Annotated in this window: 19 protein-coding genes; 15 read left to right on the top strand and 4 right to left on the bottom strand. The window is 52.0% G+C overall.

Features of this window, described 5'->3' with window-relative positions:
• Positions 1–78 precede the first annotated feature (78 nt).
• The 4 genes from IB214_RS19875 to map all read right to left on the bottom strand — a co-directional run bounded on the left by IB214_RS19875 (position 79) and on the right by map (position 5,001).
• Positions 79–465 (bottom strand): DUF3461 family protein, encoded by a 387-nt coding sequence (locus IB214_RS19875; protein ID WP_096758245.1) that lies wholly within the window; start codon positions 463–465, stop codon positions 79–81.
• Between the two features lie 109 nt (positions 466–574).
• A complete protein-coding gene (gene dapD, locus IB214_RS19870; RefSeq protein ID WP_115259408.1) occupies positions 575–1,399 on the bottom strand; it encodes a 2,3,4,5-tetrahydropyridine-2,6-dicarboxylate N-succinyltransferase in 825 nt (274 codons plus the stop codon).
• 31 nt (positions 1,400–1,430) lie between these two features.
• Positions 1,431–4,103 (bottom strand): bifunctional uridylyltransferase/uridylyl-removing protein GlnD, encoded by a 2,673-nt coding sequence (glnD, locus tag IB214_RS19865; RefSeq protein WP_117342285.1) that lies wholly within the window; start codon positions 4,101–4,103, stop codon positions 1,431–1,433.
• Between the two features lie 103 nt (positions 4,104–4,206).
• Positions 4,207–5,001 carry a type I methionyl aminopeptidase gene (map, locus tag IB214_RS19860; protein ID WP_096758242.1) on the bottom strand — a complete coding sequence of 265 codons (795 nt, stop codon included), beginning with the start codon at positions 4,999–5,001 and terminating at the stop codon, positions 4,207–4,209.
• A gap of 324 nt (positions 5,002–5,325) precedes the next feature.
• Between map and rpsB the strand changes: the two genes are divergently transcribed.
• The 15 genes from rpsB (at position 5,326) to rnhB (ending at position 20,265) form a co-directional block, all read left to right on the top strand.
• Complete coding sequence (gene rpsB, locus IB214_RS19855; protein ID WP_016151758.1) at positions 5,326–6,051, top strand: 30S ribosomal protein S2; 726 nt, start codon at positions 5,326–5,328, stop codon at positions 6,049–6,051.
• A 134-nt stretch (positions 6,052–6,185) separates the two neighbouring features.
• A complete protein-coding gene (tsf, locus tag IB214_RS19850; RefSeq protein ID WP_096758241.1) occupies positions 6,186–7,037 on the top strand; it encodes a translation elongation factor Ts in 852 nt (283 codons plus the stop codon).
• A gap of 146 nt (positions 7,038–7,183) precedes the next feature.
• Positions 7,184–7,909 carry a UMP kinase gene (gene pyrH / locus IB214_RS19845; RefSeq protein ID WP_096758240.1) on the top strand — a complete coding sequence of 242 codons (726 nt, stop codon included), beginning with the start codon at positions 7,184–7,186 and terminating at the stop codon, positions 7,907–7,909.
• A 139-nt stretch (positions 7,910–8,048) separates the two neighbouring features.
• Positions 8,049–8,606, top strand: a complete 558-nt coding sequence (frr, locus tag IB214_RS19840) for a ribosome recycling factor (RefSeq protein WP_115259405.1) — start codon at positions 8,049–8,051, stop codon at positions 8,604–8,606.
• 108 nt (positions 8,607–8,714) lie between these two features.
• Positions 8,715–9,911: a 1-deoxy-D-xylulose-5-phosphate reductoisomerase gene (gene ispC, locus IB214_RS19835; protein WP_117342284.1), complete on the top strand. Its 1,197-nt coding sequence runs from the start codon at positions 8,715–8,717 to the stop codon at positions 9,909–9,911.
• 188 nt (positions 9,912–10,099) lie between these two features.
• On the top strand, positions 10,100–10,858 hold the full coding sequence (gene ispU, locus IB214_RS19830) for a (2E,6E)-farnesyl-diphosphate-specific ditrans,polycis-undecaprenyl-diphosphate synthase (RefSeq protein ID WP_115259402.1): 759 nt from the start codon (positions 10,100–10,102) through the stop codon (positions 10,856–10,858).
• Between the two features lie 12 nt (positions 10,859–10,870).
• Complete coding sequence (gene cdsA / locus IB214_RS19825) at positions 10,871–11,728, top strand: phosphatidate cytidylyltransferase (RefSeq protein ID WP_115259400.1); 858 nt, start codon at positions 10,871–10,873, stop codon at positions 11,726–11,728.
• An 11-nt stretch (positions 11,729–11,739) separates the two neighbouring features.
• On the top strand, positions 11,740–13,092 hold the full coding sequence (gene rseP, locus IB214_RS19820) for a sigma E protease regulator RseP (RefSeq protein WP_096758235.1): 1,353 nt from the start codon (positions 11,740–11,742) through the stop codon (positions 13,090–13,092).
• Between the two features lie 29 nt (positions 13,093–13,121).
• The gene (bamA, locus tag IB214_RS19815) at positions 13,122–15,536 is read left to right on the top strand and encodes an outer membrane protein assembly factor BamA (protein WP_117342283.1); all 2,415 of its coding nucleotides are present in this window, start codon (positions 13,122–13,124) and stop codon (positions 15,534–15,536) included.
• A gap of 122 nt (positions 15,537–15,658) precedes the next feature.
• Positions 15,659–16,144 carry a molecular chaperone Skp gene (skp, locus tag IB214_RS19810; RefSeq protein WP_115259395.1) on the top strand — a complete coding sequence of 162 codons (486 nt, stop codon included), beginning with the start codon at positions 15,659–15,661 and terminating at the stop codon, positions 16,142–16,144.
• Between the two features lie 3 nt (positions 16,145–16,147).
• Positions 16,148–17,173: a UDP-3-O-(3-hydroxymyristoyl)glucosamine N-acyltransferase gene (lpxD, locus tag IB214_RS19805; protein ID WP_115259393.1), complete on the top strand. Its 1,026-nt coding sequence runs from the start codon at positions 16,148–16,150 to the stop codon at positions 17,171–17,173.
• A 103-nt stretch (positions 17,174–17,276) separates the two neighbouring features.
• A complete protein-coding gene (gene fabZ, locus IB214_RS19800) occupies positions 17,277–17,732 on the top strand; it encodes a 3-hydroxyacyl-ACP dehydratase FabZ (protein ID WP_000210739.1) in 456 nt (151 codons plus the stop codon).
• Between the two features lie 3 nt (positions 17,733–17,735).
• Positions 17,736–18,524: an acyl-ACP--UDP-N-acetylglucosamine O-acyltransferase gene (gene lpxA, locus IB214_RS19795; RefSeq protein WP_096758231.1), complete on the top strand. Its 789-nt coding sequence runs from the start codon at positions 17,736–17,738 to the stop codon at positions 18,522–18,524.
• Complete coding sequence (gene lpxB / locus IB214_RS19790) at positions 18,524–19,672, top strand: lipid-A-disaccharide synthase (protein WP_096758230.1); 1,149 nt, start codon at positions 18,524–18,526, stop codon at positions 19,670–19,672. The genes lpxA and lpxB overlap by 1 nt, the downstream gene beginning before the upstream one ends.
• Positions 19,669–20,265, top strand: a complete 597-nt coding sequence (gene rnhB / locus IB214_RS19785; RefSeq protein WP_115259391.1) for a ribonuclease HII — start codon at positions 19,669–19,671, stop codon at positions 20,263–20,265. The genes lpxB and rnhB overlap by 4 nt, the downstream gene beginning before the upstream one ends.
• The last annotated feature ends 8 nt before the right edge of the window (positions 20,266–20,273 follow it).

Here is a 20,273-nt window from a genome sequence, read left to right as displayed (position 1 = left end):
TGATGGCGCTACGCTTATCAGGCATAATGCCGGGTGGCGGCTTCGCCTTACCCGGCCTACGAATACATCCACCCACGGTTATTTACGCGTCAGTTTTTCCAGATCGGATTCAATTTCGCTGATCTTGTTGGTGACGACGCTTTCCAGATGTCGTAAGTCATCGAGGATCTTGCGTTTGAGATCGACTTCACTGCGATCGCGCTGGCAGATCTGATCTAGTTCATCAATCACATAGCGCAGGTTCGGGCTGATCTCCTGCACCTCTTTGTAACCCTGGCCGATACCATCGGCAACCACGGTTTTACGCTGACGGGGATACTTAAACTTAACGCTCTTGGCAAAAAACTCGCCTTTATCCTTCTGGAAATAGATTTTCAGGATATCGTTGTTGGCTTCTTGCCGCAGGCTGTAACGATCGATCTCTTCAGGATTGGTAATGCCCAGACTTTTCAGATTGTCATACATAGCGGTACCCTTAAGCTCACTATAACCATTGAATAATTAACGAAAAGCCTTGTTTATGCCACTCGCAGATGTAAAAAAAGCGGGCTAAGCCCGCTTTTTCAAATTGCCGTTAGTCGATGGTACGCAATAGCTCGTTAATTCCGACTTTGCCACGCGTTTTGGCGTCGACTTTCTTGACGATTACCGCGCAGTACAGGCTGTACTTACCGTCTTTCGACGGCAGATTTCCCGATACCACAACCGAACCCGCCGGAACGCGGCCATAGAAAACTTCGCCGGTTTCGCGGTCGTAGATTTTGGTGCTCTGGCCCAGGTATACGCCCATGGAGATAACGGAGCCTTCTTCGACGATCACGCCTTCTACCACTTCAGAACGCGCACCAATGAAGCAGTTGTCTTCGATGATGGTTGGGTTCGCCTGTAACGGTTCCAGCACGCCACCGATGCCAACGCCACCGGACAGGTGAACGTTTTTACCGATTTGCGCACATGAGCCGACGGTTGCCCAGGTATCCACCATGGAGCCTTCATCAACGTAAGCACCGATGTTGACGTAAGACGGCATCAGGACGGTGTTACGTGCGATATAGGCACCCTGGCGCACGGCAGCAGGGGGAACTACGCGGAAGCCTTCTTTCTGGAAGCGCGCTTCGTCGTAGTTGGCGAATTTCATCGGGACTTTATCGAAATAGCGGCTTTCTGCGCCATCGATAACCTGGTTGTCGTTAATACGAAAAGAGAGCAGTACCGCTTTCTTCAGCCACTGATGTGTGACCCACTGACCCTCAATCTTTTCTGCAACACGCAGCGCACCGGAATCCAGCAGAGAAATAACCTGATTTACCGCTTCACGGGTTACGGTATCTACATTTGCCGGAGTAATTTCGGCGCGGCGCTCGAAAGCGGACTCAATAACGTTCTGTAACTGCTGCATTGTTAAACTCTTTCCATAATAAATAAACACATCACCCTTTATCGTTTGGATTGAGGGCCTCTGTCAACCGTTGATGTACTTCCTGCTGCAGCGCATTATTAAGGGCGCGCCGGTCGGCCGTTGCGATTATGAATAAATCTTCTACTCGCTCGCCAATGGTTGTAATTCGGGCGCCATGCAGCGAAATTCCCAGATCGGCAAAAATCTGTCCGACCCGCGCCAGTAGGCCGGGCTGGTCGAGCGCGATAAGCTCGAGGAATGATTTTCGGTCTGTATGGGTCGGTAGAAAAGTCACCTCGGTCTCGACGGTAAAGTGACGTAGTTTTGCTGGTTGGCGGCGCGGTTGTGGTGGCTGCCAACTGCGTTGGGTGATCGCCTGCTCCAGCCCTGAACGGATGGCGTCGTGGCGGTCTGACGACAGCGGACTGCCGTCCGGCTCCAGCACGATAAATGTATCCATCGCCATGTTGTCGCGGGTGGTAAAAATCTGCGCATCGTGGACGCTAAGGTTTCGCCGATCCAGTTCAGCACAAACCGCGGCAAACAGATAGGGACGGTCCGGACTCCAGATGAAAATCTCCGTTCCGCCGCGCGTGGCCTGTGGGCTGAGTAAGATTAGCGGCTTGCTCATGTCGTGCTGCAGTAGATGGCGCGCATGCCAGGCCAGCTGGTTTGGGCTGTGGCGCACGAAATAGTTGGCGCGGCAGCGCGACCAGATATGGTGTAGCGCTTCTTCATCAATGTTGTCCATGCGCAGTAGCGCCAGCGCCTGCAGCTGGTGATGACGAACGCGTTCGCGCATATCCGGTGTGTTTTGCATGCCGCGACGTAGCTGTTTTTCGGTAGCGAAGTACAGCTCGCGCAACAGGCTTTGTTTCCAGCTGTTCCACAGCGTTTCGTTGGTGGCGCAAATGTCCGCCACCGTCAGGCACACCAGGAAGCGCAGGCGGTGTTCCGTTTGCACTTCTTCGGCGAACTGCTTGATGACTTCGGGGTCCTGAATATCGCGGCGCTGGGCGGTAACCGACATCAGCAGATGCTGGCGGACCAGCCAGGCGACCAGCTGTGTTTCGCGGGAATTCAGCCCGTGCAGTTCGGCAAACTTGAGGACATCCTGAGCACCGAGAACCGAGTGGTCGCCGCCGCGACCTTTGGCGATATCGTGGAACAGCGCGGCAATCAGAATCAGCTCCGGCTGGCGCAGACGTGGCCAGAGATCGACACACAGCGGGTGACGCTGACGGGTCTCTTCTTTGGCAAAGCTTTCCAGCTTTAGCATCACGCGAATCGTGTGTTCATCTACCGTATAGGCATGAAACAGGTCAAACTGCATTTGGCCGACAATGTGCGACCACTGCGGCATATAGGCCCACAGCACACTGTGACGATGCATCGGCAGCAGGCCACGGCTCACCGCCCCCGGATGGCGTAACATGCTGAGAAACAGCGAACGCGCCTCCGGGATGTAGCACAGCGGTTGTGTCAGATGGCGGCGGGCATGGCGCAAATGGCGCAGCGTAGTGGAGTAAATCCCGGTGATCGCGCTATTGCGCACCATGGTGTAAAACATCCGCAGAATGGCTTCCGGTTCGCGGATAAACAGATCGTCGTTACGCAAATCAATTAACGTGCCGCGTAGCTGAAAGTCGTCATCGATCGGGCGCGGCTTTTCATCTGCGGATAGAGCGAGGATGGCCTCATCAAACAGCTGTAGCAGCATGTGGTTCAGCTCACTGACCCTGCGCGTAACGCGAAAATAGTCTTTCATCATCCGTTCGATAGGCTCGTTGCCTTCACCGCCGTAGTGTAGCCGTTGCGCGACGCTAAGCTGACGGTCAAACAGTAGACGGTTATCGTAACGCGTGACTTCCAGATGCAGTGCGAAGCGAATGCGCCAGAGGATGTGCAGACACTCATTCAGTTCAGCACGTTCCGCCAGCGTCAAGAAGCCGAATCCAACCATCTCATCCAGCGACGTGGCGCCAAAGTGGCGGCGGGCTACCCACTGGAGGGTGTGGATATCGCGCAGGCCGCCGGGGCTACTTTTGATATCCGGTTCCAGATTGTAGCTGGTGCCGTGATAGCGCTGGTGGCGCAGGTTCTGCTCTTCCACTTTGGCGGCGTAAAATTTATCGGAGGGCCAGAAGCCTTCGCTAAAAATATGTTTTTGTAGCTCAAGAAACAGCGCCACGTCGCCAATCAGCAGGCGTGTTTCAATCAGGTTAGTGGCGACGGTTAAATCGGACAGGCCTTCCAGCAGACACTCTTCCAGCGTACGCACGCTGTGCCCCACCTCCAGTCTCACATCCCACAACAGCGTTAGCAGTTCGCCGACCTTCTCGGCCTGCGCATCAGGCAGTTTTTTACGACTCAGAATCAGCAGGTCGATATCGGAAAGCGGGTGCAGTTCGCCACGCCCATAGCCGCCGACGGCGACCAGCGCCAGATCGGCAATTTGCCCGAAACCGGCTTCAATCCACAGGCGTTGCAGCAGTTGGTCAATAAACTCGGTGCGCGCTTCGATCAACTGCTCTGCGGAAATACCACTGTCAAAGGCTTCACCTAACCAGTTCTGAAACGAATCGATATGCGTTTTAATGCCGCTACAGTTGAGATCGTGCTGAGGCCAGGTTCCCGGGTTTTGCGGTTGGCCCGGCAGGGTGGGGAGGGCAGTATTTGCGTGTTGTTCAGGAAGAGTATTCATTGTGCGCCACCCATAAAAAAGCCGGATGAAGCTTACGCTTATCCGGCCTACGGGAGAGTGCCATTTGTAGGCCTGATAAGCGACAGCGCCATCAGGCAAAACATTATTCGCCGTGTGTGATGACCGCCGGGATAGTGTCATCCTTGCGTAACGTCAGAATTTCACAACCGTTTTCCGTCACCACAATAGTATGCTCGTACTGTGCAGACAAGCTACGGTCTTTGGTTTTTACCGTCCAGCCGTCTTTCATGGTGCGGATACGATAATCACCGGCGTTGAGCATCGGTTCAACGGTGAAGGTCATGCCCGGTTGCAGCACTACGCCGCCATCGTCTGCATCGTAGTGCAGAACCTGAGGTTCTTCATGGAAGCCGCGACCGATGCCGTGGCCGCAGTATTCGCGTACCACAGAGAAGCCTTCGCCTTCCGCGTATTTCTGAATGGCTGCGCCTAGTGTGCGCAGACGAATACCCGGTTTTATCATCCGCAGCGCCAGATACAGGCTTTCCTGCGTGACGCGGCACAGACGCTCGCCCAGAATCGTCGGCTTGCCGACGATAAACATTTTGGAGGTGTCACCGTGGAACTCGTCTTTAATCACGGTAACGTCGATGTTGACGATATCGCCGTCTTTCAGGTGCTTGGCGTCGTCCGGGATCCCGTGGCATACCACTTCATTAATGGAGATGCAGACGGATTTCGGATAACCGTGATAACCCAGGCACGCGGAGATCGCCTGCTGCTCGTTCACGATGTAGTCATTGCAGATACGATCCAGTTCGCCGGTGCTGACGCCCGGTTTGATAAACGGTTCGATCATTTCCAGCACTTCGGCGGCCAGACGACCAGCGACGCGCATTTTTTCGATTTCTTCAGGGGTCTTGATTGAGATAGCCATAAATTCTGTCCATCAGTGTCGATGATTTCGACAATAATTGTGTAAGTGCTGCCAATGGTATCAGTCAGGGGTGTACCCTGCCAAATTGAGAATCATTAACAGCACAGACCGCCAACTATTATTGGTGTCTATGGCGTATTTGTGGTATAAAGCGCGCCGGACTTCCGATCCATTCGAAGACTACACACGATGGACGGGAGCGACAAATCTCACTTTGTGTAACAACACACACGTATCGACACATATTCCGGGGTGCCCTTTTGGGTCGGTAATATGGGATACGTGGAGGCTTAACCCCAACTTTTATATATAGAGGTTTTAATCATGGCAACTGTTTCCATGCGCGACATGCTCAAGGCTGGTGTTCACTTCGGTCACCAGACCCGTTACTGGAACCCGAAAATGAAGCCTTTCATCTTCGGTGCGCGTAACAAAGTTCACATCATCAACCTTGAGAAAACTGTACCGATGTTCAACGAAGCTCTGGCTGAACTGAACAAGATCTCTGCTCGTAAAGGTAAAATCCTTTTCGTTGGTACTAAACGCGCTGCAAGCGAAGCGGTGAAAGAAGCTGCTAACAACTGCGACCAGTTCTTCGTGAACCATCGCTGGTTGGGCGGCATGCTGACTAACTGGAAAACCGTTCGTCAGTCCATCAAACGTCTGAAAGATCTGGAAACTCAGTCTCAGGACGGTACTTTCGAAAAGCTGACCAAGAAAGAAGCGCTGATGCGCACCCGTGAGCTTGAGAAACTGGAAAACAGCCTGGGCGGTATCAAAGACATGGGCGGTCTGCCGGACGCTCTGTTCGTAATCGATGCTGACCACGAGCACATTGCTATCAAAGAAGCAAACAACCTGGGTATCCCGGTATTTGCAATCGTTGATACCAACTCTGATCCGGACGGTGTTGACTTCGTTATCCCGGGTAACGACGACGCAATCCGTGCTGTGACCCTGTACCTGGGCGCTGTAGCTACTACCGTTCGTGAAGGCCGTTCTCAGGATCTGGCTTCCCAGGCGGAAGAAAGCTTCGTAGAAGCTGAATAATAAGGCACGCTCGTTAGAGCCCCCTTATAAACCAGGTTGTATCACGTTTGGTTAGGGGCCCTTTAGGCCCCTTTTTCACTTTTAAATCTGTGCGGTTTGACGCCGGGCAGATCAAATCTTCCGAGGATTTTAGAATGGCTGAAATTACCGCATCCCTGGTAAAAGAGCTGCGTGAGCGTACCGGCGCAGGCATGATGGATTGCAAAAAAGCACTGACTGAAGCTAATGGCGACATCGAGCTGGCAATCGAAAACATGCGTAAATCTGGTGCGATCAAAGCGGCGAAAAAAGCAGGCAACGTTGCTGCTGACGGCGTGATCAAAACCAAAATCGACGGCAACTACGGCATCATTCTGGAAGTTAACTGCCAGACTGACTTCGTTGCTAAAGATGGTGGTTTCCAGGCATTTGCAGACAAAGTTCTGGATGCTGCAATCGCGGGCAAAATCACTGACGTTGACGTTCTGAAAGCACAGTTCGAAGAAGAACGTGTTGCGCTGGTTGCTAAAATCGGTGAGAACATCAACATCCGTCGTGTTGCTTCCATCGAAGGCGACGTACTGGGTTCATACCAGCACGGTGCGCGTATCGGTGTTCTGGTTGCGGCTAAAGGCGCAGACGAAGAGCTGGTTAAACAGCTGGCAATGCACATTGCTGCAAGCAAGCCTGAATTCGTTAAGCCAGAAGACGTATCTGCTGAAGTGGTAGAGAAAGAATACCAGGTTCAGCTGGATATCGCGATGCAGTCTGGTAAGCCGAAAGAAATCGCAGAGAAAATGGTTGAAGGCCGCATGAAGAAATTCACCGGCGAAGTTTCTCTGACGGGTCAGCCTTTCGTTATGGATCCGAGCAAATCTGTTGCTCAGCTGCTGAAAGAGCACAACGCTGACGTAACAGGCTTCATCCGCTTTGAAGTGGGTGAAGGCATCGAGAAAGTTGAGACTGACTTTGCAGCAGAAGTTGCTGCGATGTCCAAGCAGTCTTAATTTTTTAAAGGAGCCGCCTGAGGGCGGCTTCTTTTTGTGTCTGGCTTGTAAATTCAGCGAACCGCTATAGTGGCTACGTTGAAAAGCGACATACAATGTCGCTGGTATTAACTCATCTCATTCGTTGACAGTCTCAGGAAAGAAACATGGCTACCAATGCAAAACCCGTCTACAAACGTATTCTGCTTAAGTTAAGTGGCGAAGCGCTGCAAGGTTCAGAAGGCTTCGGTATTGATGCAAGCATACTTGACCGTATGGCTCAGGAAATCAAAGAACTGGTTGAGCTGGGTATTCAGGTTGGCGTAGTGATTGGTGGCGGTAACCTGTTCCGTGGTGCTGGTCTGGCGAAAGCGGGAATGAACCGCGTTGTGGGCGACCACATGGGCATGTTGGCCACCGTAATGAACGGTCTGGCAATGCGCGATGCGCTTCACCGCGCCTATGTGAACGCTCGCCTGATGTCCGCAATTCCTTTGAACGGTGTGTGCGATAACTACAGCTGGGCGGAGGCTATCAGCCTGCTGCGCAACAACCGTGTTGTTATCCTGGCGGCCGGTACCGGCAACCCGTTCTTCACGACAGACTCTGCAGCCTGCCTGCGCGGTATTGAAATTGAAGCTGATGTAGTGCTGAAAGCCACCAAAGTTGACGGCGTATTTACCGCAGATCCGGCGCAAGATCCAACCGCGACCATGTACGAACAACTGACCTATACTGAAGTTCTGGATAAAGAACTGAAAGTGATGGATCTGGCGGCGTTCACGCTGGCTCGTGACCACAAATTGCCTATTCGTGTCTTCAACATGAACAAACCGGGTGCGCTGCGCCGTGTGGTGATGGGTGAAAAAGAAGGGACGTTAATCACGGAATAATTCCCGTTGCGGCTAAATGCAGGTAATATTCTGCTTTAATGTCGCGGGATACGTCCCTCAAAATTAATCAAGACTATACTTGTCGCATCTTGCGTGGTGGATATGGTCTGACTGAAACAAGCTTTCAAGGATTCGTAACGTGATCAACGAAATCAGAAAAGATGCTGAAGTACGTATGGACAAATGCGTCGAAGCATTCAAAAATCAAATCAGCAAAATTCGCACGGGTCGTGCTTCTCCCAGCCTGCTGGATGGCATTATCGTGGAATATTACGGCACGCCAACTCCGCTGCGTCAGCTGGCAAGCGTAACGGTTGAAGATTCCCGTACTCTGAAAATCAACGTGTTTGACCGTTCTATGGGCCCGGCCGTTGAGAAAGCGATTATGGCTTCTGACCTCGGTTTGAACCCAAGCTCTGCGGGTTCTGACATCCGCGTTCCGCTGCCGCCGCTGACCGAAGAACGTCGTAAAGATCTGACCAAGATCGTGCGTGGCGAAGCAGAAGGCGCGCGTGTTGCCGTGCGTAACGTTCGTCGTGATGCTAACGACAAAGTGAAAGCGCTGTTGAAAGATAAAGAGATCAGCGAAGATGACGATCGCCGTTCTCAGGACGACGTGCAGAAAATGACTGACGCCGCTATCAAGAAAGTGGATGCGGCGCTGGCAGAGAAAGAAGCGGAACTGATGCAGTTCTGATTCGCCTGTACGCTTAAAACGCCGCTCAGAAGGTCTGCAAAGGCTGGATGGCGGCGTTTTGCTTTTTTCTGTCTATTCCCTAAAGGGTAAAATTCTTCTGGATGTCTGATGAAGCAATTAACCATTCTCGGCTCAACCGGCTCTATTGGTTGCAGTACGCTGGATGTCGTACGCCATAACCCGGAAACGTTTCGTGTTACTGCGCTGGTCGCGGGTAAAAATGTTGCCCGTATGGTCGAGCAGTGCCTGGAGTTCTCTCCCCGCTATGCAGTAATGGATGATGAAACAAGCGCTGCGCAGGTGAAAGCGGCTCTGCTGGAGCAGGGAAGTCGTACCGAGGTGATGAGCGGACAACAGGCGGCCTGTGATATGGCTGCGCTGGATGATGTCGATCAGGTGATGGCCGCGATTGTCGGCGCGGCGGGGCTGCTGCCTACGCTGGCGGCAATCCGTGCAGGCAAAAGCATTTTACTGGCGAATAAAGAGTCGCTGGTGACCTGCGGTCGTTTGTTTATGGATGACGTGAAGCGCCACAAAGCGCAGCTTTTGCCGGTAGATAGCGAACATAACGCGATTTTTCAGAGTTTACCCCAACCTATTCAGCACAATCTGGGATACGCTGACCTTGAGCAAAATGGCGTCATGTCCATTCTGCTTACCGGGTCTGGTGGCCCTTTCCGTGAAACGCCATTGCACGATCTGGTGTCAATGACCCCCGATCAAGCATGCCGTCACCCGAACTGGTCGATGGGACGAAAAATCTCCGTCGACTCTGCCACTATGATGAATAAAGGTCTGGAATACATTGAAGCGCGCTGGTTGTTTAATGCCAGTGCAAGCCAGATGGAAGTGCTGATTCATCCACAGTCGGTGATTCATTCGATGGTTCGGTATCAGGATGGTAGCGTTCTGGCACAACTGGGTGAGCCTGATATGCGCACGCCTATTGCCCATACTATGGCATGGCCGGAACGCGTCACATCTGGTGTGAAGCCTGTCGACTTTTGCAAACTGAGCGCGTTGACGTTTTCCGCGCCGGATTACCAACGCTATCCGTGCCTGAAACTGGCGATGGATGCGTTTGAGCAAGGGCAAGCGGCGACTACCGCGCTGAACGCTGCGAATGAAATTACCGTTGCCGCATTTCTGGCGCAACAAATTCGATTTACCGATATTGCCGAGCTCAATTTATCCGTACTGGATAAGATGGATTTGCAGGAACCCCAGAACGTTGATGACGTGTTGAGGGTTGATGCCGTTGCGCGGGACGTCGCCAGAAAACAAGTGATGCGACTCTCAAGCTGATGATAATCCCTCTACAGAGATTCGTGCTATTTGTTAGCGTTGGGCTTCAGTGATATAGTCTGCGCCACCCGATCGCAGGTATTGGCATTTTTTCGGTCGGGTAAGCCGTGGTTTGACACGGCTTTTTTGTGTAGAGGCTTCAGTATTCCTGAGTACCGTTAAATCCTTTCAGGGACTAAAAACGCGTTATGTTGTCTGCAACTCAACCATTAAGCGAAAATTTGCCAGCACATGGCTGTCGCCATGTAGCCATTATTATGGATGGCAATGGCCGCTGGGCGAAAAAGCAAGGGAAGATTCGCGCCTTTGGGCATAAGGCCGGAGCAAAATCCGTCCGCCGGGCTGTCTCTTTTGCTGCCAATAACGGTATTGATGCGTTAACGCTGTATGCCTTTAGCAGTGAGAACTGGAACCGACCTGCGCAGGAAGTGAGCGCGTTAATGGAATTATTCGTGTGGGCGCTTGATAGTGAAGTGAAAAACCTGCATCGCCATAACGTTCGTCTGCGTATTATCGGGGATATCAGTCGATTTAACTCACGTTTGCAAGAACGGATTCGCAAGTCGGAAGCGCTTACAGCCCAGAATACGGGGTTAACGCTGAATATTGCTGCGAATTACGGCGGACGTTGGGACATTGTCCAGGGAGTCAGGCAACTGGCGCAACAGGTGCAAGATGGTCTGCTGCGCCCTGAGCAAATTGACGAAGAAATGCTTGGTCAGCAAGTTTGTATGAATGAACTGGCTCCTGTGGATTTAGTGATAAGGACTGGGGGAGAGCATCGCATCAGTAATTTTTTGCTGTGGCAAATTGCCTATGCTGAACTTTACTTTACGGATGTTCTCTGGCCCGATTTCGATGAACAAGACTTTGAAGGTGCGCTGCATGCCTTTGCTAATCGAGAGCGTCGTTTCGGCGGGACCGAACCCGGTGATGAAAAAGCCTGATGGGGGTCGCTTTTGCTGAAGTATCGCCTGATTTCTGCTTTTGTTTTAATACCCGTTGTCATCGCGGCGCTGTTTTTATTGCCGCCGGTGGGGTTCGCCATTGTTACGCTGGTCGTATGTATGTTGGCCGCGTGGGAGTGGGGACAGTTAAGCGGTTTCACCACTCGCACACAGCGAGTCTGGCTGGCGGTTCTGTGCGGGCTTTTGCTGGCACTGATGCTGTTTTTACTGCCTGAATATCATCATAATATTCATCAGCCGTTGGTCGAAGTGTCGCTTTGGGCGTCGTTGGGCTGGTGGGGCGTTGCACTATTGCTGGTGTTATTTTACCCAGGTTCGGCGACTGTCTGGCGTAACTCAAAGATATTACGCATCATTTTCGGCATCTTAACCATTATCCCTTTCTTTTGGGGAATGCTGGCGCTACGTGCCTGGCATTATGATGAGAATCATTATAGTGGCGCAGTATGGCTGCTGTATGTCATGATCCTCGTCTGGGGAGCGGATTCCGGTGCGTATATGTTTGGCAAGTTATTTGGTAAACATAAACTGGCGCCGAAGGTTTCTCCGGGTAAAACCTGGCAAGGTTTTATTGGCGGACTCGCCACTGCGGCTGTGATCTCATGGGGTTATGGTATGTGGGCGAATCTTGATGTCGCGCCTGTCACCTTGCTCATTTGCTCTATTGTTGCGGTCCTGGCTTCGGTGCTGGGTGACTTGACTGAGAGTATGTTTAAGCGTGAAGCAGGTATTAAGGACAGTGGTCACTTAATCCCAGGGCACGGCGGCATTCTGGATCGTATTGATAGTCTGACGGCTGCGGTACCGGTCTTTGCTTGCTTGCTGTTACTGGTTTTCAGGACGCTTTAACGGATGGTCTTATGCTGAGTATTCTCTGGAATCTGGCTGCATTCATCGTCGCACTCGGTGTGCTTATCACCGTGCATGAATTTGGTCATTTCTGGGTTGCCCGGCGCTGTGGTGTTCGCGTTGAGCGTTTTTCCATTGGTTTTGGAAAGGCGCTGTGGCGGCGCACTGATAGATTGGGTACCGAATACGTCATCGCCCTGATCCCTCTCGGCGGCTACGTCAAAATGCTGGATGAGCGTGCAGAACCGGTGGTGCCGGAACTGCGCCACCACGCGTTCAACAACAAAACGGTTGGGCAGCGTGCAGCCATTATTGCCGCAGGTCCGATTGCAAACTTCCTTTTCGCTATTTTTGCTTACTGGCTGGTGTTTATCATCGGCGTCCCTGGTGTTCGTCCGGTTGTGGGTGAAATAACACCCAACTCGATTGCCGCACAGGCGCAAATTCAGCCAGGTACGGAACTAAAAGCGGTTGATGGTATCGAAACCCCTGATTGGGATACCGTGAGATTGCAGCTGGTCGCTAAAATTGGCGATGAGCAGACCATTCTTAGCGTGGCGCCGTTTGGCAGCAACCAGCGACAGGACAAAACGCTGGATTTGCGCCAATGGGCATTTGAGCCAGACAAACAGGATCCCGTTACGAGTTTAGGGATTCGTCCACGCGGTCCGCAGATTGAACCGGTGCTGTCAGAAGTACAGGTTAACTCCGCAGCAAGTAAGGCGGGTTTGCAAGCTGGCGACAGGATCGTTAAAGTCAATGGTCAGCCGCTCACGCAATGGATGACGTTCGTGACGCTGGTGCGTGATAATCCGAATAAGCCGTTAGCGCTAGAAATTGAAAGGCAGGGGAGTTCCTTGTCTTTGACGTTAACTCCGGACTCAAAACCGGGTAACGGTCAGGAAGAGGGATTTGCGGGTGTCGTGCCTAAAATTATTCCTCTGCCTGATGAGTATAAGACTGTACGCCAGTATGGACCATTCGGCGCCATCCTCGAAGCCTCGGATAAAACGTGGCAGTTGATGAAGTTGACGGTCAGTATGCTGGGAAAATTGATTACCGGTGATGTGAAACTGAACAACCTCAGTGGGCCGATTTCTATCGCCCAGGGGGCTGGGATGTCAGCGGAGTTCGGGGGGATTTATTACCTGATGTTCCTTGCGCTTATCAGCGTGAACTTAGGGATAATTAACCTGTTTCCGTTGCCCGTTCTTGACGGGGGGCATCTGCTGTTCCTGGCGATTGAAAAGCTGAAGGGCGGTCCGGTATCCGAGCGGGTTCAAGACTTTAGTTATCGCATTGGCTCGATTTTGCTGGTGTTGTTAATGGGGCTTGCACTTTTCAATGATTTCTCTCGGTTGTAAGAGAGTGTTAGGAAGAACGCATAATAACGATGGCGATGAAAAAGTTGCTCATAGCGTCGCTGCTGTTTAGCAGCGCCACCGTATACGGTGCTGAAGGGTTCGTCGTGAAGGACATTCATTTCGAAGGCCTACAGCGAGTCGCCGTTGGTGCGGCTCTCCTCAGTATGCCGGTGCGCACAGGCGACACGGTTAATGATGAAGATATCAGTAATACCATTCGTGCTCTGTTCGCCACCGGTAACTTTGAGGATGTCCGCGTCCTGCGCGATGGTGATACCCTTCTGGTTCAGGTAAAAGAACGCCCGACGATTGCCAGCATCACTTTCTCCGGTAACAAATCGGTTAAAGATGACATGCTGAAGCAAAACCTCGAGGCGTCTGGCGTGCGTGTTGGCGAGTCTCTCGATCGCACCACGCTTGCCGATATCGAAAAAGGCCTGGAAGATTTTTACTATAGCGTCGGTAAGTACAGCGCCAGTGTGAAAGCGGTGGTGACGCCGTTGCCGCGTAACCGCGTTGACCTCAAACTGGTGTTCCAGGAAGGTGTCTCGGCGAAGATCCAACAGATCAATATCGTCGGTAACCATGCCTTTACAACCGACGAATTGATCTCTCACTTCCAACTACGCGATGAAGTGCCGTGGTGGAACGTGGTGGGCGATCGTAAATACCAGAAACAGAAACTGGCGGGCGACCTTGAAACCCTGCGTAGTTACTATCTGGATCGCGGCTATGCTCGCTTCAATATCGACTCCACGCAGGTCAGCCTGACGCCGGATAAGAAAGGTATCTACATCACCGTCAACATTACAGAAGGCGAGCAGTACAAGCTTTCTGGGGTACAGGTGAGCGGTAACCTGGCTGGACACTCTGCCGAAATTGAGAGCCTGACGAAAATCGAACCGGGTGAACTCTATAACGGCACCAAAGTGACCAAAATGGAAGATGATATCAAGAAGCTTCTGGGTCGCTACGGTTATGCCTACCCGCGCGTACAGTCGCAGCCTGAAATCAACGATGCCGATAAGACGGTTAAATTGCGCGTAAACGTGGATGCGGGTAACCGTTTCTATGTGCGTAAGATCCGCTTTGAAGGTAACGATACCTCTAAAGATTCCGTCCTGCGTCGTGAAATGCGCCAGATGGAAGGTGCCTGGCTGGGTAGCGATCTGGTCGATCAAGGTAAAGAGCGTCTGAATCGTCTGGGCTATTTCGAAACAGTCGACACCGATACTCAGCGTATTCCGGGCAGTCCGGATCAGGTTGATGTGGTCTACAAGGTGAAAGAACGTAACACCGGTAGCTTTAACTTCGGCGTCGGGTACGGTACCGAAAGCGGCGTGAGCTTCCAGGCGGGCGTTCAGCAGGATAACTGGTTAGGTACCGGGTATTCTGTCGGCATTAACGGCACCAAAAACGATTACCAGACCTATACTGAATTGTCTGTGACCAACCCGTACTTCACCGTGGATGGTGTGAGCCTTGGTGGCCGCGTCTTCTATAACGACTTTGAAGCGGATGATGCAGACCTGTCTGACTACACCAACAAAAGTTATGGTACAGACGTCACGCTGGGCTTCCCGATCAACGAATACAACACGTTGCGTGCGGGCCTGGGTTACGTGCATAACTCCTTGTCTAACATGGATCCACAGGTTGCAATGCAACGTTATCTGGTTTCCATGGGTGAAGATCCTGATGCGGATAGCTTCAAATCAGACGATTTCACCTTCAACTACGGTTGGACGTATAACAAGCTGGACCGTGGCTATTTCCCAACGGAAGGTACGCGTATTAACCTGAACGGTAAAGTCACCGTTCCGGGTTCTGATAACGAATACTACAAAGCGACGTTGGATACCGCGACCTACGTACCGATTGATGACGACCATAAATGGGTTGTTCTGGGTCGTACCAAGTGGGGTTATGGTGATGGATTAAGCGGCAAAGAAATGCCGTTCTATGAGAACTTCTATGCCGGTGGTTCCAGCACCGTGCGTGGCTTCCAGTCCAACACCATTGGTCCAAAAGCCGTCTATTTACCGGCAAATCGTTATAATGATGATGACGATTATGACAACGAATGTGACACCACCAATAAGTCACCGTGTGAATCAGACGATGCAGTGGGCGGTAACGCCATGGCTGTCGCCAGCCTGGAGTTTATTACCCCAACGCCGTTTATTAGCGACAAGTATGCTAACTCGGTCCGTACCTCCTTCTTCTGGGATATGGGTACCGTCTGGGATACCAACTGGGATTCTGCGAAGTATTCTGGCTATCCAGACTACAGCGATCCGAACAATATCCGTATGTCTGCGGGTATCGCGTTACAATGGATGTCCCCATTAGGGCCGTTGGTCTTCTCCTACGCCCAGCCGTTCAAAAAGTACGATGGAGACAAATCAGAACAGTTCCAGTTTAACATTGGTAAAACCTGGTAATTGTTCTGCGCAAAGGAATGTAGTGGTAGTGTAGCGATGACTTTAGGCGATCCTGAATGGGGTCGCCTGGCCACGCAAAGAACTGTACCTTCGGGTGCAAATGGGATGGTAAGGAGTTTATTGTGAAAAAGTGGTTATTAGCTGCAGGTCTCGGTTTAGCGATGGCAACGTCCGCACAGGCTGCTGACAAAATTGCAATCGTCAATATGGGTAGCCTGTTCCAACAGGTTGCACAGAAGACTGGTGTTTCTAATACGCTGGAAAACGAGTTCAAAGGCCGCGCCAGCGAACTGCAGCGCATGGAATCCGATCTGCAATCTAAAATGCAGCGTCTGCAATCCATGAAAGCAGGTAGCGATCGTACTAAGCTGGAAAAAGACGTTATGGCTCAGCGCCAGACTTTCTCTCAGAAAGCGCAAGCTTTTGAGCAGGATCGTGCACGTCGTTCCAACGAAGAACGTGGCAAACTGGTTACGCGTATCCAGACAGCCGTGAAATCTGTCGCTAGCAGCCAGAGCATCGATCTGGTCGTTGACGCAAACACCGTTGCTTACAACAGCAGCGATGTTAAAGACATCACCGCTGACGTACTGAAACAGGTTAAATAAGTAATGCCTTCAATTCGACTGGCTGATTTAGCAGAGCAGTTGGATGCAGAATTACACGGTGATGGCGATATCGTCATCACCGGCGTAGCGTCCATGCAATCTGCGCAAACTGGCAATATTACGTTCATGGTGAATCCTAAGTACCGTGAGCATTTAAGCCTGTGCCAGGCTTCTGCCGTTGTGATGACGCAGGACGATCTTCCTTTTGCTAAGAGTGCTGCGCTGGTAGTGAAGAACCCCTACCTGACCTATGCACGAATGGCGCAAATTTTAGATACCACGCCTCAGCCGGCACAGAACATTGCACCCAGTGCAGTGATTGATGCGACGGCAAAGCTGGGTAGCAATGTCTCTGTTGGCGCAAATGCGGTCATCGAGTCTGGCGTAGAACTGGGCGATAACGTGGTTATCGGTGCAGGCTGTTTCGTCGGAAAAAACACAAAAATCGGCGCAGGTTCACGCTTGTGGGCGAATGTGACGATTTATCACGATATCCAGATCGGTGAACATTGCCTGATCCAGTCCAGCACCGTTGTCGGATCTGACGGCTTTGGCTATGCGAACGATCGTGGTAATTGGGTGAAGATCCCACAGCTTGGTCGCGTAATTATTGGCGATCGTGTCGAGATCGGCGCTTGCACGACCATCGATCGTGGCGCTCTGGACGATACCGTGATCGGCAATGGTGTTATCATTGATAACCAGTGCCAGATTGCGCATAACGTTGTGATTGGCGACAATACGGCGGTAGCCGGTGGCGTCATTATGGCGGGCAGCCTGAAGATTGGCCGTTACTGCATGATTGGCGGCGCCAGTGTGATCAATGGGCATATGGAAATATGCGACAAAGTCACGGTCACTGGTATGGGTATGGTGATGCGTCCTATCACCGAACCAGGCGTCTATTCCTCAGGCATTCCGCTACAGCCCAACAAGGTATGGCGTAAAACAGCTGCACTGGTGATGAATATTGATGATATGAGCAAGCGCCTCAAAGCGATTGAGCGCAAGGTTAATCAACAAGACTAAAGCACCTTTTTTGCACGTCTGACTTTTCGGCCTGTCCCATTCATACGATTGCGACAGGCCGTGTTATTATTGCCTTTTAGTATATTTTGACAGGAAGAGTATTTTGACTACTAACACTCATACTCTGCAAATTGAAGAGATTTTAGAACTTCTGCCGCACCGTTTTCCGTTTTTGCTGGTTGATCGTGTGCTGGATTTTGAAGAAGGTCGTTTTCTGCGCGCAGTGAAAAATGTATCCGTTAACGAGCCTTTCTTCCAGGGCCACTTCCCGGGTAAACCGATTTTCCCTGGCGTGCTGATTCTGGAAGCAATGGCCCAGGCAACGGGTATTCTGGCGTTTAAAAGCGTAGGAAAACTGGAGCCAGGCGAGCTGTATTATTTCGCTGGTATCGATGAAGCACGCTTCAAGCGTCCTGTCGTACCTGGCGATCAGATGATCATGGAAGTCACTTTCGAGAAAACGCGCCGTGGCCTGACCCGTTTTAAAGGGGTTGCACTGGTTGACGGTAAAGTTGTGTGCGAAGCAACGATGATGTGTGCCCGTAGCCGGGAGGCCTAATACGTGATTGATAAATCCGCCTTTATTCACCCGACCGCCATTGTGGAAGAGGGCGCCAGTATTGGTGCCAATGCCCACATTGGACCTTTTTGTATTGTTGGACCCCACGTTGAAATTGGTGAGGGTACCGTACTGAAGTCTCACGTTGTCGTGAATGGCCATACTAAAATTGGTCGCGATAACGAGATCTATCAGTTTGCCTCCATCGGCGAAGTAAACCAGGATCTGAAGTATGCTGGCGAACCGACCCGCGTGGAAATTGGCGATCGCAACCGCATCCGCGAAAGCGTCACCATTCATCGTGGCACAGTGCAAGGCGGTGGGTTGACGAAGGTGGGCAGCGATAACTTACTGATGATCAACGCGCACGTTGCGCATGATTGTACGATTGGTAATCGCTGTATTCTGGCGAATAACGCCACGCTTGCCGGACACGTTTCGTTGGATGATTTCGTTATCATCGGCGGGATGACGGCGGTGCATCAGTTCTGCATCATCGGCGCACATGTGATGGTTGGTGGTTGTTCTGGTGTTGCTCAGGACGTTCCGCCGTACGTTATCGCCCAAGGTAATCATGCCACGCCATTTGGCGTCAACATCGAAGGTCTGAAGCGTCGCGGGTTCACCCGTGAAGCGATTACCGCGATCCGTAACGCCTATAAAGCGTTGTATCGCAGTGGTAAAACTCTGGAAGAAGTGAAGCCGGAAATCGCCGAGCTGGCGAAGCAGTACCCGGATGTTCAGGCTTTCAGTGATTTCTTTGAACGCTCAACGCGTGGCCTGATTCGTTAATGACTGAGCAGCGTCCATTAACGATTGCCCTCGTCGCCGGAGAAACCTCCGGCGATATTCTTGGTGCCGGATTAATTCGCGCACTCAAGGCGCGTGTACCCAATGCCCGTTTTGTTGGCGTGGCAGGTCCGCTGATGCAGGCCGAAGGCTGTGAAGCCTGGTACGAAATGGAAGAGTTGGCGGTAATGGGCATTGTTGAAGTGCTCGGACGCCTGCGCCGTTTACTGCATATTCGCGCCGATCTGACTCGTCGTTTTACCGATCTCAAGCCGGACGTTTTCGTTGGCATTGATGCACCTGATTTTAATATTACCCTTGAAGGGAACTTGAAAAAACAGGGCATTAAAACCATTCATTACGTCAGCCCTTCCGTGTGGGCATGGCGACAGAAACGCGTTTTCAAAATAGGCAGATCCACCAATATGGTGCTGGCCTTTCTGCCTTTCGAAAAAGCGTTTTATGACAAATTTAATGTCCCGTGCCGCTTTATCGGCCACACCATGGCGGACGCCATGCCGTTGGATCCGGATAAAAACGCGGCTCGCGACGTGCTGGGTATTCCCCATGATGCGCACTGCCTGGCACTATTGCCAGGAAGCCGGGGCGCTGAAGTGGAGATGCTTAGCGCTGATTTTCTGAAAACAGCACAGTTGCTACGCCAGCAGTATCCCGATCTCGAAGTGGTCGTGCCGCTGGTGAATGCCAAACGACGAGAACAGTTTGAGCGCATTAAAGCTGAGGTAGCACCGGAACTTTCCGTACATCTGCTTGATGGGATGGGACGCGAAGCGATGGTTGCCAGCGATGCAGCGCTGCTGGCTTCAGGCACGGCAGCGCTGGAGTGTATGCTGGCGAAGTGCCCGATGGTTGTCGGCTACCGTATGAAACCCTTCACGTTCTGGCTGGCGAAACGTCTGGTGAAAACCGATTATGTTTCGTTGCCGAACCTGCTGGCGGGAAGAGAATTAGTCAAAGAGCTGTTGCAGGATGAATGCGAACCGCAGGCGTTGGCGAAAGCGCTGCAGCCGTTGCTGGCGAATGGCAAAACCAGCCATGCGATGCACGATACGTTCCGCGACCTGCACCAGCAGATCCGTTGTAATGCTGATGAGCAGGCGGCGGATGCAGTCCTGGAGTTAGCACAATGATTGAATTTGTTTATCCACATACGCATTTAGTGGCGGGTGTGGATGAAGTAGGACGAGGCCCTTTGGTCGGGGCTGTGGTGACAGCTGCTGTTATTCTTGATCCAGCGCGTCCGATAGTCGGTCTGAACGACTCCAAAAAACTCTCTGAAAAGCGTCGTCTGGCGCTTTACGATGAAATCAAAGAAAAAGCGTTAAGCTGGAGCCTGGGACGGGCGGAACCGCATGAAATCGACGAGCTGAATATTCTGCATGCCACCATGCTGGCCATGCAGCGCGCGGTGGCCGGTTTGCACATTACGCCTGAATACGTGCTGATTGACGGTAATCGTTGCCCGGTATTGCCGATGCCGTCGATGGCGGTGGTGAAAGGGGACAGCCGCGTGGCGGAAATCAGCGCAGCGTCTATTTTGGCGAAAGTCACCCGCGATGCGGAGATGGCGACGCTGGATACGGTTTTCCCGCAGTACGGCTTTGCGCAGCACAAAGGCTACCCAACAGCTTTTCATCTGGCGGCGCTTATAGAGCATGGCGCGACAGAACACCACCGTCGCAGCTTTGGCCCTGTTAAACGCGCACTGGGACTCACGTCCTGATTCTTGTG

Source organism: Citrobacter sp. C1 (assembly GCF_014596895.2).
GTDB lineage: Bacteria > Pseudomonadota > Gammaproteobacteria > Enterobacterales > Enterobacteriaceae > Citrobacter > Citrobacter gillenii.
The sequence above is the reverse complement of the archived record's forward strand: the minus strand, read 5'-3'. Positions and strand labels throughout refer to the sequence as shown.

Bases quoted from the DNA above. Each gene is read 5' to 3' on its own strand.
- rseP (WP_096758235.1), top strand. From the start codon at position 11,740: ATGCTGAGTATTCTCTGGAATCTGGCTGCATTCATCGTCGCACTCGGT.
- map (WP_096758242.1), bottom strand. From the start codon at position 5,001: ATGGCTATCTCAATCAAGACCCCTGAAGAAATCGAAAAAATGCGCGTC.
- lpxD (WP_115259393.1), top strand. From the start codon at position 16,148: ATGCCTTCAATTCGACTGGCTGATTTAGCAGAGCAGTTGGATGCAGAA.
- rpsB (WP_016151758.1), top strand. From the start codon at position 5,326: ATGGCAACTGTTTCCATGCGCGACATGCTCAAGGCTGGTGTTCACTTC.
- bamA (WP_117342283.1), top strand. From the start codon at position 13,122: ATGGCGATGAAAAAGTTGCTCATAGCGTCGCTGCTGTTTAGCAGCGCC.
- glnD (WP_117342285.1), bottom strand. From the start codon at position 4,103: ATGAATACTCTTCCTGAACAACACGCAAATACTGCCCTCCCCACCCTG.
- dapD (WP_115259408.1), bottom strand. From the start codon at position 1,399: ATGCAGCAGTTACAGAACGTTATTGAGTCCGCTTTCGAGCGCCGCGCC.
- ispC (WP_117342284.1), top strand. From the start codon at position 8,715: ATGAAGCAATTAACCATTCTCGGCTCAACCGGCTCTATTGGTTGCAGT.
- tsf (WP_096758241.1), top strand. From the start codon at position 6,186: ATGGCTGAAATTACCGCATCCCTGGTAAAAGAGCTGCGTGAGCGTACC.
- rnhB (WP_115259391.1), top strand. From the start codon at position 19,669: ATGATTGAATTTGTTTATCCACATACGCATTTAGTGGCGGGTGTGGAT.
- pyrH (WP_096758240.1), top strand. From the start codon at position 7,184: ATGGCTACCAATGCAAAACCCGTCTACAAACGTATTCTGCTTAAGTTA.
- IB214_RS19875 (WP_096758245.1), bottom strand. From the start codon at position 465: ATGTATGACAATCTGAAAAGTCTGGGCATTACCAATCCTGAAGAGATC.
- lpxB (WP_096758230.1), top strand. From the start codon at position 18,524: ATGACTGAGCAGCGTCCATTAACGATTGCCCTCGTCGCCGGAGAAACC.
- ispU (WP_115259402.1), top strand. From the start codon at position 10,100: ATGTTGTCTGCAACTCAACCATTAAGCGAAAATTTGCCAGCACATGGC.